This is a genomic window from Vibrio sp. Vb1980, from assembly GCF_033338615.1.
In the GTDB taxonomy this organism is placed as follows: Bacteria; Pseudomonadota; Gammaproteobacteria; order Enterobacterales; family Vibrionaceae; genus Vibrio; species Vibrio alginolyticus.
Genome location: NZ_JAWOSZ010000005.1, coordinates 35,255 through 60,417, shown reverse-complemented (window position 1 = coordinate 60,417; position 25,163 = coordinate 35,255). Strand labels below are relative to the sequence as shown.

27 protein-coding genes are annotated in these 25,163 nt (G+C 43.4%); 13 read left to right on the top strand and 14 right to left on the bottom strand.

What is annotated here, in order from left to right; genetic code table 11:
* Nucleotides 1-219 precede the first annotated feature (219 nt).
* Nucleotides 220-684 (top strand): dCMP deaminase family protein, encoded by a 465-nt coding sequence (locus R7F64_RS10590; protein ID WP_005373515.1) that lies wholly within the window; start codon nucleotides 220-222, stop codon nucleotides 682-684.
* Between the two features lie 82 nt (nucleotides 685-766).
* On the opposite strand, the gene pepT is transcribed toward R7F64_RS10590, so the two are convergent.
* Nucleotides 767-1,996, bottom strand: coding sequence for a peptidase T (pepT, locus tag R7F64_RS10585; protein ID WP_031781280.1), 1,230 nt, complete (start codon nucleotides 1,994-1,996; stop codon nucleotides 767-769).
* A gap of 170 nt (nucleotides 1,997-2,166) precedes the next feature.
* Nucleotides 2,167-3,030 carry a DUF6279 family lipoprotein gene (locus R7F64_RS10580; protein WP_318071663.1) on the bottom strand — a complete coding sequence of 288 codons (864 nt, stop codon included), beginning with the start codon at nucleotides 3,028-3,030 and terminating at the stop codon, nucleotides 2,167-2,169.
* A 261-nt stretch (nucleotides 3,031-3,291) separates the two neighbouring features.
* Between R7F64_RS10580 and R7F64_RS10575 the strand changes: the two genes are divergently transcribed.
* Nucleotides 3,292-3,465 (top strand): hypothetical protein, encoded by a 174-nt coding sequence (locus tag R7F64_RS10575; protein ID WP_005373524.1) that lies wholly within the window; start codon nucleotides 3,292-3,294, stop codon nucleotides 3,463-3,465.
* A 90-nt stretch (nucleotides 3,466-3,555) separates the two neighbouring features.
* Here the strand turns inward: R7F64_RS10575 and R7F64_RS10570 are convergent, their stop codons facing one another.
* Nucleotides 3,556-4,170 carry a response regulator gene (locus R7F64_RS10570; RefSeq protein WP_031777156.1) on the bottom strand — a complete coding sequence of 205 codons (615 nt, stop codon included), beginning with the start codon at nucleotides 4,168-4,170 and terminating at the stop codon, nucleotides 3,556-3,558.
* Between the two features lie 4 nt (nucleotides 4,171-4,174).
* A complete protein-coding gene (gene narQ, locus R7F64_RS10565; RefSeq protein ID WP_318071701.1) occupies nucleotides 4,175-5,911 on the bottom strand; it encodes a nitrate/nitrite two-component system sensor histidine kinase NarQ in 1,737 nt (578 codons plus the stop codon).
* Between the two features lie 247 nt (nucleotides 5,912-6,158).
* Here narQ and napF point away from each other — a divergent pair, with 247 nt between their 5' ends.
* From napF to R7F64_RS10535, 6 genes are all read left to right on the top strand, one after another.
* Complete coding sequence (gene napF, locus R7F64_RS10560; protein ID WP_005373529.1) at nucleotides 6,159-6,644, top strand: ferredoxin-type protein NapF; 486 nt, start codon at nucleotides 6,159-6,161, stop codon at nucleotides 6,642-6,644.
* Nucleotides 6,645-6,691: 47 nt separating this feature from the next.
* The gene (locus R7F64_RS10555; protein ID WP_005373535.1) at nucleotides 6,692-7,000 is read left to right on the top strand and encodes a chaperone NapD; all 309 of its coding nucleotides are present in this window, start codon (nucleotides 6,692-6,694) and stop codon (nucleotides 6,998-7,000) included.
* Nucleotides 6,997-9,486, top strand: a complete 2,490-nt coding sequence (napA, locus tag R7F64_RS10550; protein WP_005389060.1) for a periplasmic nitrate reductase subunit alpha — start codon at nucleotides 6,997-6,999, stop codon at nucleotides 9,484-9,486. The genes R7F64_RS10555 and napA overlap by 4 nt, the downstream gene beginning before the upstream one ends.
* A gap of 78 nt (nucleotides 9,487-9,564) precedes the next feature.
* A complete protein-coding gene (locus R7F64_RS10545; RefSeq protein ID WP_005389061.1) occupies nucleotides 9,565-10,020 on the top strand; it encodes a nitrate reductase cytochrome c-type subunit in 456 nt (151 codons plus the stop codon).
* A gap of 28 nt (nucleotides 10,021-10,048) precedes the next feature.
* The gene (locus R7F64_RS10540) at nucleotides 10,049-10,627 is read left to right on the top strand and encodes a NapC/NirT family cytochrome c (protein WP_005373542.1); all 579 of its coding nucleotides are present in this window, start codon (nucleotides 10,049-10,051) and stop codon (nucleotides 10,625-10,627) included.
* A gap of 11 nt (nucleotides 10,628-10,638) precedes the next feature.
* Nucleotides 10,639-10,773 carry a TIGR02808 family protein gene (locus R7F64_RS10535; protein WP_005373546.1) on the top strand — a complete coding sequence of 45 codons (135 nt, stop codon included), beginning with the start codon at nucleotides 10,639-10,641 and terminating at the stop codon, nucleotides 10,771-10,773.
* 170 nt (nucleotides 10,774-10,943) lie between these two features.
* Here the strand turns inward: R7F64_RS10535 and phaC are convergent, their stop codons facing one another.
* The 4 genes from phaC to R7F64_RS10515 form a co-directional block, all read right to left on the bottom strand.
* Nucleotides 10,944-12,719: a class I poly(R)-hydroxyalkanoic acid synthase gene (gene phaC / locus R7F64_RS10530; RefSeq protein ID WP_213883397.1), complete on the bottom strand. Its 1,776-nt coding sequence runs from the start codon at nucleotides 12,717-12,719 to the stop codon at nucleotides 10,944-10,946.
* A gap of 66 nt (nucleotides 12,720-12,785) precedes the next feature.
* Nucleotides 12,786-13,133: a phasin family protein gene (locus tag R7F64_RS10525; RefSeq protein ID WP_005373550.1), complete on the bottom strand. Its 348-nt coding sequence runs from the start codon at nucleotides 13,131-13,133 to the stop codon at nucleotides 12,786-12,788.
* A 44-nt stretch (nucleotides 13,134-13,177) separates the two neighbouring features.
* Nucleotides 13,178-14,386, bottom strand: coding sequence for an acetyl-CoA C-acetyltransferase (locus tag R7F64_RS10520; protein ID WP_318071700.1), 1,209 nt, complete (start codon nucleotides 14,384-14,386; stop codon nucleotides 13,178-13,180).
* Between the two features lie 12 nt (nucleotides 14,387-14,398).
* Nucleotides 14,399-15,139: an SDR family oxidoreductase gene (locus R7F64_RS10515; RefSeq protein WP_005373555.1), complete on the bottom strand. Its 741-nt coding sequence runs from the start codon at nucleotides 15,137-15,139 to the stop codon at nucleotides 14,399-14,401.
* A gap of 739 nt (nucleotides 15,140-15,878) precedes the next feature.
* Here R7F64_RS10515 and R7F64_RS10510 point away from each other — a divergent pair.
* Nucleotides 15,879-16,499 carry a LysE family translocator gene (locus R7F64_RS10510; protein WP_021035942.1) on the top strand — a complete coding sequence of 207 codons (621 nt, stop codon included), beginning with the start codon at nucleotides 15,879-15,881 and terminating at the stop codon, nucleotides 16,497-16,499.
* Between the two features lie 15 nt (nucleotides 16,500-16,514).
* Complete coding sequence (locus R7F64_RS10505; RefSeq protein ID WP_017635186.1) at nucleotides 16,515-16,781, top strand: hypothetical protein; 267 nt, start codon at nucleotides 16,515-16,517, stop codon at nucleotides 16,779-16,781.
* A 60-nt stretch (nucleotides 16,782-16,841) separates the two neighbouring features.
* Here the strand turns inward: R7F64_RS10505 and secF are convergent, their stop codons facing one another.
* The 4 genes from secF to R7F64_RS10485 form a co-directional block, all read right to left on the bottom strand.
* On the bottom strand, nucleotides 16,842-17,744 hold the full coding sequence (secF, locus tag R7F64_RS10500) for a protein translocase subunit SecF (protein ID WP_005373567.1): 903 nt from the start codon (nucleotides 17,742-17,744) through the stop codon (nucleotides 16,842-16,844).
* Nucleotides 17,745-17,746: 2 nt separating this feature from the next.
* Nucleotides 17,747-19,585, bottom strand: coding sequence for a protein translocase subunit SecD (gene secD / locus R7F64_RS10495; protein WP_005373570.1), 1,839 nt, complete (start codon nucleotides 19,583-19,585; stop codon nucleotides 17,747-17,749).
* 164 nt (nucleotides 19,586-19,749) lie between these two features.
* Nucleotides 19,750-20,229 (bottom strand): hypothetical protein, encoded by a 480-nt coding sequence (locus R7F64_RS10490; RefSeq protein WP_047101211.1) that lies wholly within the window; start codon nucleotides 20,227-20,229, stop codon nucleotides 19,750-19,752.
* A 168-nt stretch (nucleotides 20,230-20,397) separates the two neighbouring features.
* Nucleotides 20,398-21,066: an SH3 domain-containing protein gene (locus tag R7F64_RS10485; RefSeq protein WP_258477191.1), complete on the bottom strand. Its 669-nt coding sequence runs from the start codon at nucleotides 21,064-21,066 to the stop codon at nucleotides 20,398-20,400.
* 103 nt (nucleotides 21,067-21,169) lie between these two features.
* On the opposite strand from R7F64_RS10485, the gene R7F64_RS10480 reads away from it, so the two are divergent.
* Nucleotides 21,170-21,718, top strand: coding sequence for a hypothetical protein (locus R7F64_RS10480; protein ID WP_017635183.1), 549 nt, complete (start codon nucleotides 21,170-21,172; stop codon nucleotides 21,716-21,718).
* A 526-nt stretch (nucleotides 21,719-22,244) separates the two neighbouring features.
* Here R7F64_RS10480 and R7F64_RS10470 read toward each other — a convergent pair.
* Together R7F64_RS10470 and R7F64_RS10465 are read right to left on the bottom strand one after the other, a co-directional pair.
* A complete protein-coding gene (locus R7F64_RS10470; RefSeq protein ID WP_005373579.1) occupies nucleotides 22,245-22,868 on the bottom strand; it encodes a class I SAM-dependent methyltransferase in 624 nt (207 codons plus the stop codon).
* A gap of 5 nt (nucleotides 22,869-22,873) precedes the next feature.
* Nucleotides 22,874-23,329 (bottom strand): Lrp/AsnC family transcriptional regulator, encoded by a 456-nt coding sequence (locus tag R7F64_RS10465; RefSeq protein ID WP_005373581.1) that lies wholly within the window; start codon nucleotides 23,327-23,329, stop codon nucleotides 22,874-22,876.
* 148 nt (nucleotides 23,330-23,477) lie between these two features.
* Between R7F64_RS10465 and R7F64_RS10460 the strand changes: the two genes are divergently transcribed.
* Both R7F64_RS10460 and R7F64_RS10455 read left to right on the top strand, forming a co-directional pair.
* Complete coding sequence (locus R7F64_RS10460) at nucleotides 23,478-24,404, top strand: DMT family transporter (protein WP_025767932.1); 927 nt, start codon at nucleotides 23,478-23,480, stop codon at nucleotides 24,402-24,404.
* A 95-nt stretch (nucleotides 24,405-24,499) separates the two neighbouring features.
* On the top strand, nucleotides 24,500-25,162 hold the full coding sequence (locus R7F64_RS10455) for a flagellar brake protein (RefSeq protein ID WP_005373585.1): 663 nt from the start codon (nucleotides 24,500-24,502) through the stop codon (nucleotides 25,160-25,162).
* The last annotated feature ends 1 nt before the right edge of the window (nucleotide 25,163 follow it).

The window sequence follows — 25,163 nt, the reverse complement described above, 5'->3', positions numbered from 1 at the left end:
CGCCTTAGGAGATCGCGAATTTTAGCGTGTGCTTGGAAACACTAACGGGAGTATTGTATTCGGGCGTAAAGTGAGATTCAGTGCTCAAGATAAGAACGTTTTGTGGCTAAAAAGGTAAAAAGTGACGCCTTCATACTCAAGACCCCGATTTTGACTATTTTTTTAATATAAATGGGTTATCATTCAATTAATTCAACGCCTTCGACAGAGAGGATGACTATGATTTCTAAATGGGCGAAACGCTTTTACCAGATGGCAGAACTAGTGGCGTCTTGGAGTAAGGACCCATCAACACAAGTCGGTGCCGTTATTACTAAACAGAATCGCATTGTATCTGTTGGATTTAATGGCTATCCGCATGGTGTTTCTGACAGTGTCGACACCGATGAGCGCGAGTTGAAATACCTTAAAACACTGCACGCGGAAGAGAACGCAATTTTGTTCTCAAAACGTGACTTAGACGGATGTGATATTTGGGTAACGCATTTTCCTTGCCCTAACTGCGCGGCAAAGATCATTCAAACAGGGATCTCACACGTACACTGCCCTGAGCAGTCTGAAGACTTTTTATCTCGCTGGGGAGATAAAATCCAAGTCAGTCAAGATATGTTCGATCAAGCGGGTGTGAAAGTCGACTGGTTACCACTAGAAGACATTGAAATTGAAGACAAAGACGTGCGCTAGTATTCCATCTTAATATTTAAATAGCCCAGGAAGATCTGGGCTATTTTGTTATTAAATCTGCAAGAGGTCTCGACGTAGTCTTTTAACTGTGTTTTTTCGCTGTGAGCTCAGCAATTTTGACAATAACGAGTACTGATTTTTCCATCATTTCAACAGAAATAAACTCATGAATTCCGTGGAAGTTAAAACCACCGGTGAAGATATTCGGGCACGGCAAACCCATAAAAGATAAACGAGCGCCATCTGTACCACCACGAATAGGTTTTATAATCGGTTCCACATCACACGCTTCCATCGCTTGCTTTGCCAGCTCAATGATATGAGGGTAAGGCTCAACCATTTCTCTCATATTGTAATAGCTGTCTTTTATTTTTAGCTCTACAGAACCATGGCGTAAACCCGTGTTCATTTCATCGACGAGTTTCTGCATAAAGGCTTTTCGATCCTCAAGTCTTTGACGGTCAAAGTCTCTAATAATGTAACCTAGCTCGCTTCGTGCAACGCCCATTTCTGCCGATTTTAGATGGAAGAACCCTTCGTAACCTTCGGTTGTTTCCGGAGTTTGATCTTGGGGCATTTGAACTTGAAATTTCGCAGCCAAGTTCATCGCATTGACCATTTTGCCTTTTGCAGTACCTGGATGAACGCTAACACCATGAAAAATTACATCAGCGTTTGCTGCATTAAAGTTTTCGTATTCCAATTCACCTTGCGGGCCACCATCTATAGTGTATGCCCATTTCGCGCCAAATTTTTTAACATCAAACAAATCTGCACCACGACCGATTTCTTCATCCGGAGTAAAGCCGATACAAATGTCGCCGTGTGGAATGTCTGGGTTTTCCAGTAGCAGAGCTACCGCGGAAAGAATCTCTGCGATACCGGCTTTGTTATCCGCGCCAAGTAATGTAGTGCCATCGGTAGTAATAAGATTGTGGCCATGTAGGTGATGTAAATCTGGGTATTGCACGGGAGATAACACTTCATCCCCCAACCCTAATGCAATATCGCCACCCTGGTAATCTTCGATGAATTGCGGCTTTACGTTTTTGCCAGATGCATCCGGCGCGGTATCCATATGGGCAATGAAGCCGATAGGAGGAACCTCATAATCAACATTGGCTGGCAGTTTAGCCATCAAGTAGCCATTTTTATCCAAAGTCACGTCACTTAAACCAAGCTCGATCATCTCTTTTTTAAGTAACTCAGCAAACACAAGCTGACCAGGTGAACTTGGGCAAAGCGTCACATGTGGATTGGATTGGGTATCAAACGTGACGTATCGAAGAAATCTTTCAACTAAATGTTTCATATTTATTCTCATTGTTTTGTACGATGAGGCCTTATCACGCATTGATAAGCTGACGTTGCCTCATCAAACCTCACGCTATGTTACGCTCTTAGCTCAATAAGAATTTGCTTTGAATCATTTTTTGATAAGAAAGGCTTTTGCGCTTTGCTTTCGCTCATTGAAGCATGAATTTAATCTAAAAGTTCCTCAGCCAATACTCGCCACTCTTTAACCTTTTCACGAAAATGACGCCATTGCTTATCGGTCATCGAACGAGAAACATCTAATGTCAGTTGATCAACCAATGCAAAGTTAGAGTCAATATTCAGAGAAAGCTGCTCACTATAATAACTCTCTGGCTCGAACAAGAGTCGCATAAATATATCTTGATAAGTCACAACATTAGATTTGTTGTCGAACAAGTATTCGAGCTCTTGATATACCGTGGCTCGATAATCTCTCCATAAAGGGCTGTTTAAAATAACTTGCTGAGAAAATCTTTGAGCTAATTGACGCTGATTTCCTGATAGATTCCCCAGCCATTCTTCCATCCACTCTTCAGTGTTATCCAGAATAATTTCACGCACTTCGTCTTCTGTCTTATCGGCATATTTTGCGTTTCGCTCTTGATAATGTTCTTGTACATTACTCAAAAACTCGCGTTCTTGCTCTTTCGTTAACTGCAAACTTAACGCAAAAAGATCTGGTGCTGCTTTGCTTACCACTCTATCGTAATGCGCTCGCATTCTATCTCGATTTTGTTGTAAGTAATTTAAGGTGATATCGCTCGCTTTTAATCTCTCAAGGTCTTTTAAATGTTCGATATATAATGGTAACTCCTCTTTCTTGTGCCAGTCTGCCAACAATAATAAGCGCTCTTCCACCAGGACTTCTTGTTCCCCTTGCAACGAGACATAGTCCTCTAAGTAATCGAGCACGAACCAATCGATATTGCTGTATAAAAACTTTTTCGCACAACCGGCAAGCAGAAATACGAAACAAAATAGAAGGCCATAACGAAGCGCCTTATTAGATATATCCTTTAATTTAGTCACTTATTCGTATTCCCTTTTCTGTTGATTAAGTTCTATACTCAACCTGTATCACTTAGTATTGCGGCAAACTTACACCAGTGTGACAAATATTGATTGCCACCTTAATAATATATAGAGTTTGAAATTAACTTTTTGATCACAGCTATCCGCAAAAAAGTGAGTTAGAGCGCAATTATCGGCTAAAAAACGTACCGAACGACGCTCCCTATAACGGCATATAATTTGCATGGATGTTTTTTGGATGGTTTATGGAGGCGAAGTATGGCAGCCGCTGAGCAACTTGATACCAGTGTAGAATATGAGATTCGATATTTTGAACAGGGGAAAATGCACTGCATGAGAGTCATTGCTGAAAGCAAAAAAGTGGCTTATCAGTACTATTTGGAGTGTGGTAAGCACAACAGTGACTTGTACTCTATTCGCCCAGACAAGTAAAAAAACCGCCTAACAGGCGGTTTTTTCATTCGTCAGAATCAATATAACTGTTTGATTTTATTTATTATTACAGATTCAAATCCAACAATGTTATTTGATGTCGCCAAAGCGCTCAAGATAAAGGACGGTTGCTGCAGTACGAGAAGGAACTTGAAGCTTTTTAAGTAAACTCTTCATATGTACTTTAACCGTAGACTCAGAGATAAAAAGACGATCGGCAATTTGCTTGTTGCGGAAACCTCTTGCCACCTCTCTTAAGATCTGCGATTCACGATCGGTCAGTGTATCAAACACGTCCTCTTGCTCTGAGCGTTCACTCAAATACTTAGAAACTTCTTGGCTGTATGCCTTGTCCCCTTGATGCGCTTGTTTTAGCAACTCAACCAACTCATCAGGCTCAGTGTCTTTCAATAAATAGCCATCGGCACCACTTCGAACTATTGCTTCTATATCTGCTGGGCTATCTGAAACGGTTAGAATGACAATTCTGGCTTCACAGCCATCTGCACGCAGTGCTTGCAAAGTATCAAGGCCAGACATGCCTTTCATATTAAGATCAAGAAGTACAAGATCCAGTTCCAGCTCATGCGCTTTCGCTACTGCATCCGCGCCATTACTTGCTTCTGCAATGACCTCAAACTCAGGCTCAAAGCTTAAAAGCTGGTGGATACCTCTTCGCATGAGTGGATGATCATCCACCAGCATTACTTTACACACTGTCACTGTTTACTTCCTTACTATGTTGGAATTCTAATTTTACGGTACAACCTTTGTTTATCGATGCTTCGATGTGAAGATCGGCATGCAGTCTAGCGGCCCGCTCTTGCATGATACTCATACCGTAATGATTTAATTTTTCGTCTTGATGTTCAAAGCCTATTCCATCGTCGCTAACGGTTACTGTGACTTTTCCATCATTATCGAGACATTGAATGTGAATATTATCTGCTTGCGCATGTTTGATAGCATTAATTGCCGCTTCTCTTATCAACTGTAGTAAATGAACCTGCTGATGTGCATCCAGTTCAGTTGATGAAAGTCTATTTTTTAGCGTAATGTCCGCAGCAGTTTGTTCACTGAGCGTTTCAACCATGTCTTGCAATGCTTGGCCAAAACTGCCCTCTTTAATCGTAAGACGAAACGTCGTCAGTAACTCGCGTAACTGCGTATAAGCGGCAGATAAGCCCGTATCTAGCTCGGCAATAACTTGATTAGCCTGCGCGATCGCCTTTTCGTCAGGCAAGTTCTTTACGCTTCTCTTCAACAAAGCGACCTGAATTTTTAAGTAAGAGAGTGCTTGAGCCAATGAATCATGCAACTCCCGAGCAATAGTGGCTCGCTCTTCCATCAGCAGAATTTGTTCTGCTTGGCGCTGCGCCCGATTGTAATACACGGCGCGTGATAAAATCTGCACGAAGTTGTCAATAAGAGCCTCGTTCGGACAAGGTAACCCTGCTTTCCAATATAAATAGCCCAAGTGCTCACCATCTAGCATCAGGGCTTTACCGTGGCAATCTTCATCACAATCTTGGCAGCATTCTTCTCCTTCCATCAATGTCCAGCTCGGTTCTCCCAGCTGCTCGATTTCAAGTTTGACCGCTTTAATGCCCTCAAGACTGACGATATGCTGCAAAATCGCCTGGAAATTGTCTTGATTAATACGCGACGCCGTGAGTTCTTTTGACGAGTCATACAGCACCTCTAAAGACTGGTTGGCATGCTGCAATTTACGTGTTTTCTCATCAACCGCTTGTTCTAATCCTCGGTACAACTTACCAAGGTCTGTCGCCATCCGATTAAAGGTTCGAGTCAGTATTCCCATTTCATTATCGCTGGATACATTGAGCGATATATTAAATGAGCGATTTTTAATTTGCTCGCTAGCAAAAACTAAAGCACGCAGAGGCCGAACAACTTCGAGGCGCACAAAATGAACGACAAACATACTGACACAAAGAATGCCACCCAACCCTAACCCGCCGATCCAGGCTAAGTTAATCAGTTTTTGCTCCGAAAAGCTTTGTAGCTTAAATACAAACTCATCGATTTGTTCAACAAAACCGGCCACTAGGAGTTGATATTCTGCCGGGTTGTCTCCTCTAAGCACCGCCTTGAGTTCATGCCATCTGATAATAAGACGGTAGTAATCGTGAGTGATGTCTTCTGGCACAGACCAATGCTGAAGCGCTTTCATTGAAGGTGAATATATCGAATGTTCAAATGCGTCAATATGTGAAGAATAGTCAACAGATTTAACCTGAATATCATTCGCCAGACGGTAGCTTTGCATTCGCATCGAGCCAGCAACATTGACGGCTTCAGCATCGTTCAAACTGGACGCTAACGTAAAAATCGCAAAACCAGTCGTAGCGACTGAGAGCAGCAAAATAAGAAGCATCGCGGACGCAATCGTGCGCGTCACCGACTTTTTCACATTTTTAAACAATCTGAGTTCCTCGCCCATTAACAATCCTATTTTTACGTGCAATGAACCCATTACCTTTCAACTTTATCAATATGTGATCACCTGCGACGGAATTTATTGATCCAAAACAATATTGCATACCATTTACCCCCTAAGAGGTATTTATACAAATATGTCAAAAACTACAATTTCGTTAGTTTAAATGACAGTTTATTAATGAAAATTGTGGACTATGCTTAGTTTGGGTTCCAAGTTTCGAGGTGACTAAGTGGTAGACCTTTCCAGAAGAAGACTCTTTGCAAGAAAAGCGCACCCCGACAACGCCGTACGTTTGCCTTGGTTAACTAAACCGCAACAGTTTACGGACGATTGCACTCGCTGCGGTAAATGCATTGAGGCCTGTGAAACAAAGATTATAACCAAAAGTGATGGCGGATTCCCCTCGGTCGATTTTTCCATCGATGAATGCACATTTTGCTATCAATGTGCAAACGCCTGTCCTGAGCCCCTTTTCTTGCCAGAAACAGAACAACCTTGGCAAGCAAAAGCAAGTATCAACGATAACTGCTTAGCAAAACAAAATGTCGAATGCCGAAGTTGTGGGGATATGTGCGACCCGATGGCAATTCAGTTCAAATTAGAACTGGGGAAAGTAGCACAACCCAATTTAGACCTTGATGAGTGTAACGGCTGCGGCGCCTGTGTTTCAGTGTGCCCGACTTCATCCATCAATGTGAGCAATACAACAGCCTAAGCCGAATGTCGTCGGCCAAAGGCAATAAAAATAAATGAGAGAGCTATATGTCACTAAATGAAGTGCATATTTCAAGTTTGGTAGTACATGTGCTGCCGGAACATTTGGACGAAATCAAACAAAAGATAGAAGCACACGAAAATGCGGAAATCTATGGTGACAGTCCTGAAGGCAAGATTATCGTCGTACTTGAAACTGAGAACCAAGGTTTCATCACAGACACTATCGATGCCATTAACAATTTACCGAACGTCTTAAGCACGGTATTGGTTTATCACCAAATCGAAACTGGGCTTGAAGAAACGGATGAAGAAGACACTGGAACACAACATTCCCAAATCGAGGGTGAAGTATGAAAATGACAAGACGTGCGTTTGTGAAAGCAAACGCGGCTGCATCAGCTGCTGCTGTCGCAGGTGTGACACTACCAGCATCTGCAGCCAACCTGATTGCAAGCTCTGATCAAACCAAAATCACATGGGACAAAGCACCTTGTCGTTTCTGTGGTACAGGCTGTTCTGTTCTTGTTGGCACTCAAAACGGCAAAGTGGTAGCAACACAGGGTGACCCAGAAGCACCAGTAAACAAAGGTCTGAACTGTATCAAAGGTTACTTCCTTTCTAAGATCATGTACGGTCAAGACCGTCTAACTCAACCGATGCTACGAATGAAAGATGGCAAATTCCACAAAGATGGTGAATTTACACCTATCTCTTGGGATGACGCTTTCGACATCATGGCTGAGAAATGGAAAGCTTCCCTCGAGAAAAAAGGCCCAACAAGCGTAGGTATGTTTGGCTCAGGCCAATGGACAGTAATGGAAGGCTACGCTGCATCAAAGTTAATGAAAGCAGGCTTCCGATCAAACAACATTGATCCAAACGCTCGCCACTGTATGGCTTCTGCCGTTGTAGGTTTCATGCGCGCATTCGGTATCGATGAGCCAATGGGTTGTTACGATGACTTTGAGAACGCAGACGCTTTCGTTCTTTGGGGCTCAAACATGGCAGAGATGCACCCGGTTCTATGGACTCGCATTACTGACCGCCGCCTAAGCCACCCTCACGTTAAAGTGAACGTGCTTTCTACTTACTACCATCGTTCATTTGAGTTGGCAGACCACGGCTACATTTTCAATCCTCAGTCTGACCTTGCAATTGCTAACTTCATCGCAAACTACATCATCGAAAACGATGCAGTAAACTGGGACTTCGTGAACAAACACACGAACTTCACTCAAGCAGACACTGACATCGGCTACGGTCTACGTGACGATGATCCGCTACAAAAAGCAGCGAAGAACCCGAACTCTGGCAAACTCACTTCTATCTCATTCGAAGAGTACAAGAAATCAGTAGCGCCATACACAGTAGAGAAAGCATCTGAAATCTCTGGTGTTGAGAAAGAGAAGCTTATCGAGCTTGCGAAGCAATACGCGGATCCAAACACGAAAGTGATGTCTCTATGGACAATGGGCATGAACCAGCATACTCGTGGTGTATGGATGAATAACTTGGTTTACAACATCCACCTACTAACCGGTAAGATCTCGACTCCGGGGAACAGTCCATTCTCACTAACGGGCCAACCATCAGCATGTGGTACCGCTCGTGAGGTTGGTACGTTTGCTCACCGCCTACCAGCGGACATGGTGGTTGCTAACCCTAAACACCGTAAGATTGCAGAAGACATCTGGAAACTGCCAGAAGGTACGATTCCACCAAAACCTGGCTTCCACGCCGTATTGCAAGACCGTATGCTGAATGACGGCGTTCTGAACTGTTACTGGGTTCAATGTAACAACAACATGCAAGCCGGTCCAAACATCAACACAGAACGTCTTCCAGGTTACCGCAACCCAGAAAACTTCATCGTTGTGTCTGACCCATACCCGACAGCAACAGCACAAGCAGCAGACCTTATTCTTCCTACCGCAATGTGGATTGAAAAAGAAGGTGCTTACGGTAACGCAGAGCGTCGTACTCAAGCTTGGTACCAACAAGTGGGCACAGTCGGTCAAGCAAAATCCGACCTGTGGCAGCTAATGGAGTTCTCGAAACGCTTCAAAATGGAAGAAGTGTGGCCTGAAGAGCTTCTAGCGAAAGCGCCTCAATACCGTGGTAAAACAATGTACGACGTACTTTACCGCAATGGTAACGTCGACAAATTCCCTATCGAAGAAGCTCGTGAACTGAATGACGATGCTCACCACTTCGGTTTCTATGTTCAAAAAGGTCTGTTTGAGGAATACGCAACATTTGGCCGTGGTCACGGTCATGATTTGGCTCCATACGACCGCTACCATCAAGTACGTGGTCTACGTTGGCCTGTTGTTGATGGTAAAGAAACACAGTGGCGCTTTAAAGAAGGTTCAGACCCATACGCGAAAGAAGGTTCTGGTTGGGACTTCTACGGCAATGCTGATGGCAAAGCGAAGATCATTTCCGCGCCATACGAAGCGCCACCAGAAGTACCGAACGATGAATTTGATATGTGGTTATGTACTGGTCGTGTTCTTGAACATTGGCACACAGGCACCATGACTCGTCGTGTACCTGAATTATACAAAGCAGTACCAGACGCAGTGTGTTACATGCACCCAGAAGACGCAAAAGCACGCAATGTTCGTCGTGGTGAAGAAGTACTCATGGCAAACAAACGCGGTGAAGTACGCGTTCGTGTTGAAACTCGCGGTCGTAACCGTCCGCCAAAAGGCTTGGTATTCGTACCGTTCTTTGATGCACGTATTTTGATTAACAAGCTTATCCTAGATGCGACTGATCCATTGTCTAAACAGACAGACTTTAAGAAGTGCCCAGTCAAAATCACTAAGATTGCTTAACCTTCAGATACTGAATGCTACGGCCGTCATTATGGCGGCCTAATAAAGAATTTAAGCCATAAAGGCGGAGATGAAATGATGAAAAAATTACTTGTCGCAGTTTTATCTGTAGGTGCGTTAGTGACAGGCATTGCGCAAGCTGAGTTGGATAATCCAGGTGGTATTGGAGGTCTAGAATCTTTACGTGGAATGTCTCAATTGGAAGATACGCGTCCAGCAGACGAGTTCAAAGACTTCCCTAAAGATCAAATTGTTGAAGACAGCTATGTTTATCAACCACCGTTGATCCCACACAGCATTCGTCACTACGAAATTTCGTTAAATGCTAACAAGTGTCTTGCATGTCATAGCTGGAAAAATGCAAAAGAGTCAGGTGCGACTAAAATTAGCGTAACGCACTATGTAAACAGAGAAGATGCGGTACTGGCAGATATGTCTCCTCGTCGTTACTTCTGTTTGCAATGTCACGTTCCACAAACGGATGCAAAACCACTAGTGGAAAACGAGTTTAAGGCAGTCGATTCGCTTCAGTAATTGAAACGCGAGTACTAAGAGGTTACTTATGAAAATACTTAAAGCGTTTTGGAAGAGACTGTCGAGCCCGAGTAAAGCTGCCGCTGGTGTGGTTTTATTTCTAGGCTTCGCTGGTGGCCTTCTATTTTGGGGCGCATTCAACACAGGTATGGAAGCAACCAACACAGAAGAATTCTGTTCTGGCTGTCACGCGCCGATCGTTGCTGAAATTCAAGAAACAATTCACTACTCCAACCGTTCTGGTGTTCGTGCGATTTGTTCAGACTGTCACGTTCCTCATGAATGGACGGATAAGATCGTTCGTAAAGTACAGGCATCTAAAGAGCTATTTGCACACTTCGTAACGAAGACGATCGATACGCCAGAGAAGTTCCAAGAGCGTCGTGGACACCTCGCAGAGCGAGAGTGGGCACGTATGAAAAAGAATGACTCTCTTGAATGTCGTAACTGTCATGAGTTTGATTTCATGGATTACTCTCAGCAAGGATCACGTGCGGCAGAACAGCACTCCACCGCTCTAGCCTCAGGCGAGAAAACATGTGTAGACTGTCACAAAGGTATTGCGCACAAACTACCAGACATGAGCGGCGTTGAAGGCTGGCACTAAGGAGACTTACCATGAGTACATTAGAATCTGTAATTTGGCATATCCTTGGCTACAGTGCTATGCCAGTGATTATTCTTTCCGGCTTTGTGGCGGTAGCAGCAATCTCTCTCTGGCTGCTGTCATTTGGTAAGGATAAAGAGGTGTAACGTAACGCATCTCTACTCGTCAACTAGCCTATTTGTTGACACTGAGCGCCGAGCAAATGCTCGGCGCTTTTTATTTATTGCTCAATGGTACTTGCCAACAATAAACAAGCAATCATACATAAAAAAAGCGACCATAAAGGCCGCTAAGATTTACTGCTATAGGGAGTTGTTTAAGATTCTTTTACTGGCAGAACCTGTTTGACGTATTGTCCTGGCGCTTCATCAATAACCGGATGGTTTTCTGAGCCAATAGGGAAAGGCTCAACTTGCTCTTTAGGGTTGAATTGGAGTAACCACTCGTTCCAGTGTGTCCACCACGATCCCTCTCTGTGTTCCGCGTTATTCAACCACTCATCAGCAGAGTCATCCAAATTATCGTTCAACCAATAGCCATACTTATTTTTAGCTGGAGGGTTCACGATGCCCGCAATATGACCAGACTCACCGAGGACAAACGTTTTGTTACCACCCGTGTTCAGCGCACCACGGTAAGTTCCCTGCCATAACGCAATGTGGTCTTCTTTCGTTGACACAAAATAGCTAGGAATTTTGATCTTATTTAGATCAATCCATACTCCACCAATTTTGACGCCTTTATCTTGCACCAGCTTGTTCTCTAAATAGAGCTCGCGAAGCAAGAAATTGTGAGATGCAGCGCTGACGTTGGTGCTATCGCTATTCCAGTACAACAAGTCGAAATCAACCGGACTGTTACCCTTCAAGTAATTGTCGACGTAGTAGTTCCAGTACAAGCTGTTTTCACGCAGTAAACTAAACGTCACGCTTAAGGAACGGCCGTCCATATACCCTTTTGCGTTATTTTGCGCTTCAATTGCACTAACAATGGTGTCATTGATATACGCGCCGACTTCACCTGGTTGAGAGAAGTCGAGCAACGTGGTGAAGAAAGTGGCAGACTTAATGCGCTTCTTCATACGTTTTGCAGCGTAGTAGGCAACCGTGCTTGCTAAAACAGTACCACCGATACAATAACCAGCAGCATTGATTTGCTCTTGTCCTGTTATATCTTCAATTGCAGCGACGGCTTTCACTACGCCTTCTGTCACGTAGTCACCAAACTCTATGTGCGCTTGTGCCTTGCCTGGATTGCGCCAAGACATCATAAATACACTATGCCCCTGCTCTAACAACCATCGAACCATTGAGTTCTTTGCTGTTAAATCAAGGATGTAGTATTTATTGATGAAAGGTGGGACGATGAGCAGCGGCGTCGCATTCACTTTCTCTGTTAGAGGTCGATATTGAATCAACTCAAACAATTCGTTTTGAAAAACCACATTGCCCTGTGTCGTCGCAACGTCATCGCCCACGCGGAATGCATTGTTATTCGTCATACGAATTTTTAAAATGTCTGCGCTCGACTCAACGTCTTCTTTCAACTGCTCTAAGCCTGCCAGTAAGTTTTGACCGTTTTGCTCAAGTGTCAGCTTCAAAAGCTCTGGGTTAGTGGCGATGAAGTTGGAAGGAGAAAGGGCGTTAATGGCTTGGCGAGAGAAAAAAATAATACGTTCTTTCGTCTTTTCATCTAAGCCTTCCAAAGACTCGATGGTGTCCAGATAGGTCTTACTAAATAAAAGGTAGGATTGTTTGATGAAGCTATACATGGCTTCATTTTGCCACGCTTCGTTTGAGAAACGCTTATCCCCTTTTTCAGCTTCGACGATTTGTGCTTGGTTCCCTGCCAATGCAACATTCTGCCAAATTTGCAGCTGCTGTTCCCACCACTGTGCTTGCAGCTTTAAAATCGCAGCAGGCTGATTCGCAGCTTGTTCGAACAGTTTGGCAGTATCCTCAAAGTTCACTTCTTGCATGGCCTTGTTTAAAGGAGAGTTCACGACTGCCTTGTTCACTTCGAAATCATGCCACCACTGATGATTGGTTTCCTGAAGCTTCACAAGATAGTCCGAAAAGAAGTGTTGAAACATAGTCTTACTCCTATATTCGGAAAAAACAACGCCGCCCAAATCTAGGGGCGGCGAGAATCGGACAAATTACGCTGGAGTAACAGTCTTTAGATTTTCCGAAGTCATTTTCTCAACGTCTTCTTTGAACTCTTTTGCAATCGCTTGAAGCTTGTTGCTGTCATCCATCATTTGTTGAGAAAGTTTAGTAAGTACGCTTAGTTGCTGACTGTTGAAAGCAGTCAATGACGTTACGTCTTTGATTTCTGTCGCTGCTTTCATCTGGTTTAGACCCACTTCACTGTATGTGCGAATGGCGTTCAATTGAAGCTCGGTCAACACTTCTACGTTTTTTGTCACTAGCTTGTTGAACTTCAAGTAAGGTTCTAGATTTTTTTCAGTTTGATCGCTAAATGTTTTGAAGAAATCTGTGTACATGGTTTGTCTCCTAGAGAAAGAATTAAAAATGTCCGTTTAAATAATTACTTAACTGTCTTTACAACCACAGCCGTGCCCATGCCGCCGCCCACACAAAGTGAAGCAACGCCATATTGACCATTTTGCTTATGAAGCTCGTGAACCAGCGTGACTAAGATTCGGTTTCCAGATGCACCAAGCGGGTGTCCTAGCGCGATAGCACCACCGTTAAAGTTCGCTTTATCTTGAATCGCGTTAACTGGAACTTGGTTTGTTTCCGCCAACTGATGAATCACGCCAAGTGCTTGCGCTGCAAATGCTTCGTTTAACTCGTAAACGTCGATATCATTTACTGTGAGTTCTGCGTTTTCGAGTGCTTTATTGACCGACTCAACAGGACCTAGGCCCATGATCTTCGGATCAAGACCCGATTGCGCATAGCTTACGATCTCAGCAAGCGGCGTTAATCCATGCGCTTTAACTGCGCTTTCAGACGCCACGATAATCGCACTCGCTCCATCGTTAATGCCTGATGCATTACCCGCAGTCACAGTGCCTTCGCGGTCAAAAGCAGGACGTACCTTGCTTAAGGCTTCCATTGTCGCGTTCGCTTTTGGGTATTCATCCGTATCAAACATCACGGTTTCACGGCGTTGCTTTACTTCCACTGGCACAATTTCGTCTTGAAATTTGCCAGCTTCGATAGCGGCTACCGCTTTCTGTTGGCTAGACAGCGCGTATTCGTCTTGCTGCTGGCGAGTTAAGCCGATTTGTTTTGCTACGTTTTCTGCCGTCACACCCATGTGATATTGGTTGTAAACATCGGTTAAACCGTCCGCTATGAGCAGATCTTTTAGCTCCAGATTGCCCATTTTGTTGCCATCACGAATGCTGCTTGGTGCAGCAAACGGAATCTGAGACATGACTTCAACACCCGCTGCAACAACGATCTCAGCATCGCCACTACGGATATGGGACACGGCATCCATGACCGTTTTCATGCCACTACCGCAAACCATGTTTACGCCATATGCAGGAACAGATTCAGGAATCCCCGCAAACAGTGCCGCTTGGCGGCCAACACCCATTCCTTGACCTGCACCAACAACGTTGCCAACAATCACTTCGTCAACCTTGTCGCCAGGCAACTTTGCCGCTTCCAACGCGCCCTTAATCGCTACTGCTGCCAGATCGCCAGCAGAAGTATTTTTCAGGCTACCACCAAAAGCACCAATTGGAGTACGCTTCGCCGCTACGATAAATACTTTTTCCATCATCTTCTCTCCTTAGTGCATGTATAAGCCGCCGTTCACCGACAAAGTCTCTCCGGTGATGTAGGCGCCCGCATCGCTGACCAAGAAGCTCACTGATGCTGCAATTTCCTCTGGTGTCGCAAGACGTTTCATTGGAATTTGGTTCGTAATGGATTCCAGCACTTCTGGCTTCATTTGCTCAACCATTGGCGTACCCGTGTAACCCGGAGCGATAACATTAACTGTCACACCCGAGCGAGCACCTTCGTATGCTAAGGCTTTAGAGAAACCGATCATCCCAGCTTTCGCCGCCGAGTAGTTTGCTTGACCAAACTGCCCTTTAAGACCATTGACTGAAGAGATATTGATGACACGACCACCGCCTTTTTCGCACATTGCAGCGAAGAGGGGTTGCGTAACGTTGAATAAACTATTGAGGTTGGTATTGATGACATCATTCCAAGCTTGCGCAGTCATCTTTTTAAACACGCCATCACGTGTGATTCCTGCGTTGTTGACAACAACATCAATGGTTCCCTCCTCCCCAAGCAATTGCGCCAATTTCTCTGCACACTCTGTCGTGTTTGTTACATCCAACTCAAAAAGGCGAACCTGATCTTTGGTAAACCCTTTGCTGTTGAACCACTCCAGCGCACATTCGTAGTTACCTGTGAAATAAGTAGCGATTACACGGTAACCGTCATTGACTAATTGAGAGGAAATAGCAGAACCAATTCCGCCTTTTGATCCAGTGATCAAAGCGACTTTCTTCATTGAAGACTCCATTCTTAACGGCATTTAAAAAGCAAACTTAATACACTGATGAAATAGTTCACCAACTGACGTGTTTATTTATTCTTTTGACAACCAATCCCGTGCTGCCTTTATTTTAAGTTAACCTAGAAATATTACATTTCAAATAAAAAACTCACCCAATTGCATAAGATTGATTTAGATCTCATTACCCGTGAAATGTTATAAAATGGTTAATTTTACATAAGTCATTGTTTTAAATCACACTTCCACAAAAGCCACACCAACAGAAATAGAAACATAATTATTAAATATCATGAACTTACATACAGAATGGTAGACGTTACATTATGTCATGATTTAAGATCTGAATTTTAAGCCTATATGATTACAACAAACTTGAGATTAGAATAATAATTCAATTATCGGTAAAAACAATTATCAAACATATCATTTAATTACTGCATTTAATGATAATTTAGTTATCAATTCGATTATTTTAATACAATGATGATTAATACCGATAAAATATAATAAATTGAATATATTTAATCTAAAAATGATATAAGAGCTTGTCTCATACTGGTGCAATACGCACTATTATGACGCATAGATTAAAATATAATTTCATTTTAAATTTATATATTCGAAGAACATCAACTAGCTACTAGTGAAAGTAATCGCTCGCTTTGTAGTAGCATCCTTTTCCACTTTGCACTATCTTTGTGGCTTCTCTTTAATCACTAAATCATCAACAGATATGAATCTTGCATTGCTCAGTATGTTCATCCCTACTTTCTTTTTTGTCTCAATCACGCCTGGTATGTGCATGACTCTCGCCCTAACGTTAGGTATGAGTATCGGTTATCGTCGCACGTTATGGATGATGATAGGAGAACTTCTCGGTGTCGCGCTGGTGTCAGTCTCTGCGGTGTTAGGTATCGCTGCGATTATGCTCAATTATCCTTGGATGTTTATCGCGTTAAAGTTCATTGGTGGCGGTTATTTACTCTATCTTGGAGTTGAAATGTGGCGATCGCGAGGGAAACTTGCGATTAATGTCGACAACTTAGAAACACCAAAGAGTGACAATATCGCACTTATCATGCAAGGCTTCGTTACCGCAATCGCAAACCCAAAAGGCTGGGCATTTATGATTTCTCTTTTACCGCCTTTTATAGACCAAAACGCAGCACTTGCACCGCAACTGATCATACTTGTCTCCATTATTTTACTGTTTGAGTTCATTTGCATGTCTCTGTACGCTACTGGTGGTAAAGGGTTGAAACACGTCTTAGGTCAGTCTAAGAATGTACGCCTAATGAACCGTATCGCAGGCACTTTAATGATGGGAGTTGGTGTCTGGTTGCTACTAAGCTAAGGCAAACTGGAAACAATGAAAAATATTCTGAATAAAATCGCTAAAGTCATGGGTGAAGTATTGGACTTTCAAGCCCGAGTTTGGGTTGTGAACGTCTATAGCGGTGAGCATAAAGGCGAGTCTTATGTCGTTAATGAAGATGCTTTCTCTGTACCTCTTCAGTGGATGAAGAAGAAAGGCTACCAAGAGTCGATGTTGAATAAAGTCGAAGCAATGAAGCGCTCACAAGTCTTAGAGTTCGATTTGGGACTTGTGAAACATCGCTTGATGCGCGTGAAATAAGCACAAAAAAGCGCCACTCAAGATGAGTGGCGCAAGCACTTTTACCTTAAAAGAACGATGCTATGGCGCAGCGTCGATCTCAACAGGCAGATAATGTTTCGGCTCCAGTTTCAACCACTCCGGCAGCACAGTACCAATCGAAATCGAAGACCATGTACCCGACAGAACGCCAATAAACATGGCGGTTGAGAAACCAGCCAAAGGCGCTCCTCCCATAATCCATAATGCACCAACAGTGATCAATGTCGTACCAGATGTCACCATAGTGCGTGAAAACGTCGCGATAACAGCTTGATCATTGATGTCTTCTGTTTTCCAACTCTGTTTCGCAATCAACAGCTCACGGATTCGGTCTGCAATGATGATCGAGTCATTCAATGAGTAACCTAAAATTGCTAACACCGCTGCAAAAACGGTTAAGTTGAACTCCATTTGAGTAATTGCAAAGAAACCAAGCACTAAGATCACATCATGGGCCAAAGCAAACAGTGAACCACTGGCCAAACGCCACTCAAAACGGAAACACAAGTAACCGAGAATACTCAAGACACAAATCAACAATGCTAAGCCACCTTGTTCAAACAAGTCTTGGCCAACTTGAGCGCCAACTATACTGTTGCTGACAACATCAACTTGGTGAGAGATTGGCTTCAACACCTCTTCTACACTTGGCAACGTTTGTCCATCTTCCGGCGCAGAGTAACGAATCACCCAACGGCCATCTTCACCAGAGCGTGTCACTGACGCAGATTCACCAAGCTTTGGTTGCAGAACGTCAAGCAGATCATGGTTAGTTAGCTGCTTATCTACCTTTACTTCTGTCACCATACCGCCAGTGAAGTCCAAACCTAGGTTCAACCCTTTAAAGCCTAGAGCGACGATCGCGATCACCGTTAAAATGATGGAAACTAGCGTAGTAAAGTAGCGAATTTTACGAATATTTTGTTTTAGCATTTCGACCATGATTAAACCCTCACATCACGACGGGCATCGCGGCCCCAAATTAAATTGATCATTGCTCGAGAGGCAAATACGCCTGTAAACATACTGGTTAACAAACCTAATCCGAGTGTTAAGGCAAAGCCTTGGATTGGGCCATTACCGATGGCGTACAAAATCACGGCGGTGATCATGGTAGTAATGTTGGCATCAAGGATGGTCGAGAATGCGCTGTCAAAGCCAAGGTCAATCGCTTGAGCGAAGCTGCGACCTTCACGCATTTTGTCCTTAATACGTTCGAAAATAATAACGTTGGTGTCCACTGCCATACCGACGGTTAACACTAAACCGGCAATACCCGGAAGCGTTAGAACCGCTCCTGGTAACAAGGCGATTAAGCCAAGCAAACAAAGCATGTTGGCACAAAGCGCCACGTTTGCTACCCAACCTAAGCGGCGGTACCAAAGTGCCATAAAGGTCAGTGTTAAACCCATACCTAAAGCCAGTGCTGCAAAACCGTTTTCAATGTTTTCTGCACCCAGAGAAGCACCGATTGTTCGCTCTTCCACAATAGTAACCGGCGCAGTTAGTGAACCCGCTCGAAGTAATAGCGCTAACTGCTGTGCATCGTCCATGCTACCTGCACCAGTAATACGGAACTGGCTACCAAGTTGAGATTGAATAGTTGCGACGCTGATAACGCGCTCACTACGCTCAGTTACACCGCGATCGTTTGTTTTGTACTCTCGGTAAACGGTCGCCATTGGCTTGCCGATGTGAGTTGCTGAGAAGTCACTCATTTTCTTACCACCAGCGTGGTCAAGAGAAATATTTACCTCTGACATGCCCATTTTGTCGACACCAGCACGAGCGTTCACGATGTGCTCGCCCGTTAGAACTGGTCGTTTTGCCAAAATCACAGTACGACCGTCATTATCTTGAAGAACAAGATCTTGGCTGCTGTGTGCTTGGCTCGCATCTTTCACTTCATAAAACGCCAAGCTTGCTGTTGCACCAATAACGTTTTTCGCTTGAGCAGGATCTTGTACACCAGGGAGCTCAATTCGAATGCTCTCTTTACCTTGGCGTTGCACTAGTGCCTCTGTGATACCAAGTTCTTCAATACGACCACGCATGATCTTCAGGTTTTGTTGAAGAGTCGACGATTGAAATTCTTGGATATTTTGTTCACTCGGTTCAAGCACAAAGCCACGAGATGAACTTTTTGAAATCCAGCCCGGGTAGTTTTGACGCAAAAACTTGTTCACTTCCGACAATGCTTGCTCGCTGTCACTGTTTACCGTAATTCGGTTGCCACTTTCTGCTCGAACTTGCACACCACGAACACGTTGATCACGTAGGTTCGCTTTAATTTCATCAATCAACGCATCACGTTGTTCTTCAAACGCTTTATTCACATCAACATTCAACAGAAACTGAACGCCACCACGAAGGTCAAGACCGAGCTTAATTGGGCTAAAGCCCATCTCATTCAACCATTCTGGCGCAACCGATACGTATGAGAAAGTGATGCTGTCGTCTTTATTTAGCTCTTTGTTTAACAACGCACGAGCTTTACTTTGCGCATCTTCACCATCGAATACAATGGTTGTTTTGCCGTCTTTTTCGATGATTTTGTCGGCTGAAATATGGTTGGTTTTTAGCAGTTGATTCAGATGAACAACCGACATTTCACTGTTGTTTTGATCCGCAAACGTCAACTGGATAGAAGGCTGTTCGCCAAACCAAGTTGGTATAGCACTTAGGGTTAAAATAATGACTGTCGTGATTAATACGACATATTTCCAAGCTGAGTAGTGATTCATCAGCTTTCTGTTCTTTTGCTGCTTTGGCGTTTTTTTCATGTAAACATCATCCCTTCACAATGAAGTGAAGCTTTTAATAACAAGGCTTAACACACGACAGATGCTCCCAGAATAAATTCAGGGTATGAAATGCTCAGAACGCTCACGTCCTGTCGAATACAATCGTCGTGTTAAGAGTGCACAATGGTGCAAATAGATGGTGTTTAGGCAGAAAACTGACTATTGAGTGCGACGTACATGGCATTGGTATCTTTCCAACCAGAAATGCGATGATCGCTTGTGAAATGATAAAATGTGGACTGGTTGTGACGCCAGTTAATGTCCATCAAGCTGTATGCGTAACCCGCATCAGCGTAAAACGGAGTCGTGAGATCGCCGACAAAATCTACGTGCTCGTCATCAAGCCCTTCCCGTAAGTAAGACGTCCAGCGCTGAGAGTTAAACAAAGCAACGGAATCGAGACTTGCATGACCTTCAGATACTGGAGATTGAGAGCTTTCTTCTGAAACTTCAGAAAAATCGACGGAAGAGTTTGGCGATACACTTACGGCTACAAAAGGTTGTAGCTTAGAAAAGTGCGGTACGTGAGCCTTGTGATCGATTTGCGCAGCAGATACATGCACTGGTAGCAATACCATTGCAAATAGCAGCAAAATCAATTTTCTAAGGTAAATCCAAGGCATAGGAACTCACTAAAAAAACAAAGAACCAAGTTAGGTCACTTGGCTTAATGATAGTATTCCTATTGATTATGGTTCACAACTAAAAAGTTATAAATCTCTGATTTCAGGTTTGCATCGTTATTGCTTTTATCAAAACGTCTTTAGAGAACGAGTGTAATTAGTGGTGAGCTATCGATAAAAAATCTCGCCCTTATCAACATCTAAGTAGATCTTATTCTCTTGCTCCAAACCGCCACAATAGATGAAGTAAACGTTGCGCTTTTTGAACGTCACAGAACGCACCCAACCACCGAGCTCCTCAAAATCACTCGGATCACAGGTTTCATCGTCTAACAATTGCTGTGTTTTCTTACGGAAAATATCCAAGTGAACTTTTAAATCATCCGACTTCTGTAGGTATTCATCCAATATCTCTAAGCGCTCTTGCTCTTTAATAACTGGCTCTGCTTCCGATAACCCCTCAGCATTCAACCATTCGGCTTTTTCTTCACCACCCTCTTCATAGACAAGATAGCCGGAGATTCGGTACCACCCATCAACTTTTTCTAACACCGATACTTTTTCTCCCTTATAGAGCGTATCGACAACTAAAGCATTAAGGTTAGGCTTGTTGTAAACATTGACACGACGCTCAATAACGTAGTACTCGGTAACTTCCGGGGGAGCGGCTTCTAAATCCAGAATCGGTTTGGATGTTTCTTTTTGCAGTGAAGATTGCTCGACTTGCGTAGCCTTTGGTGCTTCAGGTTCATCTTTCTGCATAAAGAAGAAATAGTATCCAGCCCCCGCTCCGCCGAGCAACAGCATGACAATCAATGCGACGAGAATTTTCTTCATGCCCTTTTCCTTTTCATTCTTTATTCTTATCCCACCAGCAGCACGCATGTCGTAGAAATTTGGGTATATACTCAAAAGAGCAGGTCAACTAACGCGAGCAATAATGATCAACAGACTCAATTGGATACTACTATTTCTTCTGTTCCCGATAACGGGGCACGCCAATATTCAATGTAACCCATCGTCGTGGAATGACAATCTTACCCAATTCAATCGCTTAGAGTCCAATTACAATCAGCATGTTGAGGTATTCAATACACTTTTAACCGAACATAAACAGCGTCAGTTATTGTCCGAAACCTTTTCACTGCATGAGCTCGTGCTACTTTGGCGTGCCAAGTCGAACCAAAATGTGTTCAAAGCGCAATTAAAAGCATCGATTCAATACAAAGAAGAGCTCACAACTAAAGCGAATCAGCTGCTTAAATTGAGCACACAATCCCAATGGTCAGCTAATGGGTGGGAGATCCTGGCCCAAAAGTGCCGCGAGTCAAACAAAACAGCCAATCAAATAACTGCGGAATGGTATAACACCAACGCTTTGGAACTTGCTGAAGATTACAAGCGCCTCTCTTCACAATATCAAACTCTGTCACAAGTCTATGATAAAGAAGCTCGAGCACTCCAATACGCTCAAGATGTTTCGAAGTAAAAACAGAGCCAGTTTTGAATAGACGATGTTGGTTTTTCACTCCAATATTGAACGTTATTCGTGCTTTTTATCTTTCCTTAGTCGTGAATAATATCAAATGTAAATAATGGGATTGTTCCCTTTGACAAACTTGACTAAACCATGACCAAGACAATCAATTTATAGAGACATACGTCACATTAATGCTTTACTTATGGACATTTTTTGGTTAGTTTAGCCATTAATAAAATTTAATAAAAAGTCACATTTGGCTGGAGATGATGCTACAAACATGGTTATCAATCGATTAAGTAACAGGGAATGTCCTAATGCTACCAAAGCCAAGTTTTTGTCAGTAGTTAGGCACGTAAAAGAGTTCGGTTCAATCAGTGATTTGGATCTGTGTAAAATCTTCGGAGAAACAATATGGAGTGATGGGAGGGAATACCATTCAGCCGCTTTCTCATTCAAGGTTGATAGATACACAGGTAACTGTGAAATCTCACAATACAAAAACCAATAAGGCTTAAGAATTTATAAGGCGGAGTCAGGAAACGGACTCCGCTTTTTTGATCATGGCAATCGTAAAGTCGTGCTCGGAGTACCCCTCAATCAATCGTGTATTCGGACACAGCAACCGACAATAGCGAAAGACACCTTCTTTATTGTGCGACGCTAACATTTTCATGCTGGGTAGTTTGGATTCATCCAACAAGTTAAACACACAACCTTTCTCTGTCGCTCGGTACATTTTATCAATCATTTCAATGGTATGATTTGGGTTGGTGGATTGATAGTTCAATGATCCGGAAGCAAAAACAAAGTCGCAACGAGGCAATACCAACGTTGAAAAGTCGCCACATATAAACTTACTTTGCGTACGAAAATCTCGTTTTCTGGCTTCAGAGATAAACTGTTTTTGCTGATCAATGCCAATATAGCTTTGAGGAAGCCCCCCCGTAAGTTCGATAAACGCTAACAAGTCTCCGTAGCCGCACCCAATATCTAAAATACTTGAACCGTCTAACGTTAACCCTCGGCACAACGCCTCAAAACGGCTGATCTGACTATACTTATCTGCCCATCCCAGAGTTCGGGCTCTGTCTTTACCAAACTGTCTATATCGCTTTCGATGATAGTGGGCAATCTTAAGTCTATCGAAAAATTTCATCTTTCTTATGCATAAATCGGTAAACTGCCATTTCCTTTCACTTGTCTAATCGCCAGGTGGGTATGAATATCTTTCACATTTTCTAATCGCTGTAACTTTCTAGTAAATGTTTCATAACCAGCGAGATCTTTACTGACCACCTCTAACAGGTAATCATAGGCCCCTGATACGACATGGCATGAGATCACTTCATCCATCTCAACAACGGCATGTTCAAACTCATCAATCGAAGAAGCTTGGTGGTTATTTAAACTCACTTCAACAAATACAGTCATCGCGATGCCTACAGTGTCTCTGGACACAATAGCTCGATAACCACTTATTACACCTTCCTGCTCCAAACGCTTAATGCGTCTTGCACAAGGTGATGCCGATAGCCCTACTTGGTCAGCAAGTTCTGCCGTTGTCAGAGTGGCATCCTTCTGCATTAGGTTGATAAGTTGCCTGTCAATTTTATCCATTTATTCTTCCGTGCCTTTAATCACCAACAATTAACACTTATACGCAATTTATCACCAACATCAAGCCTAATTACGTCAAACTTTGCCTCCCTTTGGCAAGAGTTTTATTCAACAATTAACACATCATTTACAAATGGACATGTCGATAATGATCTTGGGATACGCAGCTATATTAACGACCTTACTGCTTTGGTCTGGTTTCTTTATTTCTTTAAAAGGGGGCGCAATTTCTGCCTTGCAGCCAGCCGATATCGCGTTAGTTCGCTTTCTAATCCCAAGTATAATTTTATTACCATTTGTGATTAAGCATAAACAGTCGCTGCGCGTAGTGCCTAAACGCTACCTGGTTGGTGTTGTGGTTGGAAGCGGCCTTCCCTATCTTCTGGTCGTCGGAACGGCTATGCATTTCGCTCCCGTGGCGCACGGCAGTGCATTAGTACCTGGCACTTTGCCATTGTTTGTTTCTGCTATCGCGGTACTTTGTTATCAACAGTCGCTGAGTGCTCACCGCTTAATCGGGCTTTCTACGGTGCTGTTAGGGATTTTCGTATTCCTTCTTTCTAATAGCGGCGCAGAGTACAACTGGTCTCAATTACAAGGGCATATCCTGTTTCTAACTGGCAGCATCATGTGGGCTGCTTTCACCATCAGCGCTCGTGTCGCCAATCTTAATGCACACGTCTGTGCAGGATTCGTTGCAATCGCGTCTTTGGCTCTGCTCATCATCGCCGTTGGTTTCGGGTGGGTAGACAGTTATTTGGTGGTAACACCGTTCAGCCAGTGGCCATGGGAGGAGTTATTTGGCCACGCGATGCTACAAGGTGTTGGCGCAGGTTTAATCGCTTCTTTCACTTTCATTTATGCAATTAGGATCATCGGTGCCGAAGCCAGCGCTGCTTTTGGTTCATTAACTCCAGTCGTCGCGACACTTCTTGCCGTTCCAATTTTTGGTGAACAACCAGATTCTCTCACTTGGTTAGCGCTGATGTTGGTCACATGCGGCAGTATTGTGGCAAGCCAAATCTTTATGAAAGATGGAATGAACCAAACTTATCGCCCACCACTTCACAGATAGCGATGATTTTACAAAAACTTATGCCTTACTATCTTGAATAACAAAATGGCGTTTTGATAGCCTCAGCTTAACTAAAAAATTAAAACGCCAATGTGATGCCAGCCACTCATACTAAAGATGAACTGCATAGGTTTCTCAAACCGGGAATGAAGCTTTCTACTAATTTCGAATTTGGGCCTAAGGATCAATATACGTATTCCACCACCTATCTGGGGATGAAAGAAAATGCTTATTTGATTCTTGATATACCAATGCGTTTGCTTGAAGAGCAAGTGATGAGAAAACTCCCCAACGCCGATGTCATCGTGCGTGGTGTATCAGATACGGAGTTAGGCCATGTCATTGCGTTTAAGTCCAGCGTGCTGACGACGACCGTTCGACCATCCCCCCTTTTGTTTATCCGCATTCCAGGAACATTTGCAACCAAACCAGTTCGGGAACATGAGCGTTACAAGTTGCAAATGGACTGTAACGTTATTCATGCAGGGAATGTCTACGACGGTAGCCTTATCGATTTCTCTCTAGCAGGTGTTGGTATATCAACCTTGATTGAGCCCGAATTCAACGTGGGTGAGAGTGTTACCATCGAATGCCCGTTAAGCCACTATATCGGAGAAGAAAATCGATGTGTCATTGCCAACATTAAGAAATTGGTGAAGGGATGGGTAGTTGGAATTAAGTTTGCTAGTTCCATTGAGATGACTCACGAACTAAAAACAGAGTTACTGGAGCAATCCTTTCTAACCAGTAACGTCTGAA

What these genes read in the sequence shown, in the direction of transcription:
- R7F64_RS10465 (WP_005373581.1), bottom strand. Translation starts at nt 23,329, where the DNA reads ATGGATAAAATTGACAGGCAACTTATCAACCTAATGCAGAAGGATGCC.
- R7F64_RS10570 (WP_031777156.1), bottom strand. Translation starts at nt 4,170, where the DNA reads ATGCTGGTGGATGATCATCCACTCATGCGAAGAGGTATCCACCAGCTT.
- pepT (WP_031781280.1), bottom strand. Translation starts at nt 1,996, where the DNA reads ATGAAACATTTAGTTGAAAGATTTCTTCGATACGTCACGTTTGATACC.
- R7F64_RS10455 (WP_005373585.1), top strand. Translation starts at nt 24,500, where the DNA reads ATGCCAGCCACTCATACTAAAGATGAACTGCATAGGTTTCTCAAACCG.
- phaC (WP_213883397.1), bottom strand. Translation starts at nt 12,719, where the DNA reads ATGTTTCAACACTTCTTTTCGGACTATCTTGTGAAGCTTCAGGAAACC.
- secD (WP_005373570.1), bottom strand. Translation starts at nt 19,585, where the DNA reads ATGAAAAAAACGCCAAAGCAGCAAAAGAACAGAAAGCTGATGAATCAC.
- R7F64_RS10555 (WP_005373535.1), top strand. Translation starts at nt 6,692, where the DNA reads ATGTCACTAAATGAAGTGCATATTTCAAGTTTGGTAGTACATGTGCTG.
- R7F64_RS10540 (WP_005373542.1), top strand. Translation starts at nt 10,049, where the DNA reads ATGAAAATACTTAAAGCGTTTTGGAAGAGACTGTCGAGCCCGAGTAAA.
- napA (WP_005389060.1), top strand. Translation starts at nt 6,997, where the DNA reads ATGAAAATGACAAGACGTGCGTTTGTGAAAGCAAACGCGGCTGCATCA.
- R7F64_RS10460 (WP_025767932.1), top strand. Translation starts at nt 23,478, where the DNA reads ATGATCTTGGGATACGCAGCTATATTAACGACCTTACTGCTTTGGTCT.
- R7F64_RS10575 (WP_005373524.1), top strand. Translation starts at nt 3,292, where the DNA reads ATGGCAGCCGCTGAGCAACTTGATACCAGTGTAGAATATGAGATTCGA.
- R7F64_RS10490 (WP_047101211.1), bottom strand. Translation starts at nt 20,229, where the DNA reads ATGCCTTGGATTTACCTTAGAAAATTGATTTTGCTGCTATTTGCAATG.
- R7F64_RS10505 (WP_017635186.1), top strand. Translation starts at nt 16,515, where the DNA reads ATGAAAAATATTCTGAATAAAATCGCTAAAGTCATGGGTGAAGTATTG.
- R7F64_RS10485 (WP_258477191.1), bottom strand. Translation starts at nt 21,066, where the DNA reads ATGAAGAAAATTCTCGTCGCATTGATTGTCATGCTGTTGCTCGGCGGA.
- R7F64_RS10520 (WP_318071700.1), bottom strand. Translation starts at nt 14,386, where the DNA reads ATGGAAAAAGTATTTATCGTAGCGGCGAAGCGTACTCCAATTGGTGCT.
- R7F64_RS10480 (WP_017635183.1), top strand. Translation starts at nt 21,170, where the DNA reads ATGATCAACAGACTCAATTGGATACTACTATTTCTTCTGTTCCCGATA.
- R7F64_RS10470 (WP_005373579.1), bottom strand. Translation starts at nt 22,868, where the DNA reads ATGAAATTTTTCGATAGACTTAAGATTGCCCACTATCATCGAAAGCGA.
- R7F64_RS10545 (WP_005389061.1), top strand. Translation starts at nt 9,565, where the DNA reads ATGAAAAAATTACTTGTCGCAGTTTTATCTGTAGGTGCGTTAGTGACA.
- R7F64_RS10535 (WP_005373546.1), top strand. Translation starts at nt 10,639, where the DNA reads ATGAGTACATTAGAATCTGTAATTTGGCATATCCTTGGCTACAGTGCT.
- R7F64_RS10590 (WP_005373515.1), top strand. Translation starts at nt 220, where the DNA reads ATGATTTCTAAATGGGCGAAACGCTTTTACCAGATGGCAGAACTAGTG.
- R7F64_RS10515 (WP_005373555.1), bottom strand. Translation starts at nt 15,139, where the DNA reads ATGAAGAAAGTCGCTTTGATCACTGGATCAAAAGGCGGAATTGGTTCT.
- secF (WP_005373567.1), bottom strand. Translation starts at nt 17,744, where the DNA reads ATGGTCGAAATGCTAAAACAAAATATTCGTAAAATTCGCTACTTTACT.
- R7F64_RS10510 (WP_021035942.1), top strand. Translation starts at nt 15,879, where the DNA reads ATGAATCTTGCATTGCTCAGTATGTTCATCCCTACTTTCTTTTTTGTC.
- R7F64_RS10525 (WP_005373550.1), bottom strand. Translation starts at nt 13,133, where the DNA reads ATGTACACAGATTTCTTCAAAACATTTAGCGATCAAACTGAAAAAAAT.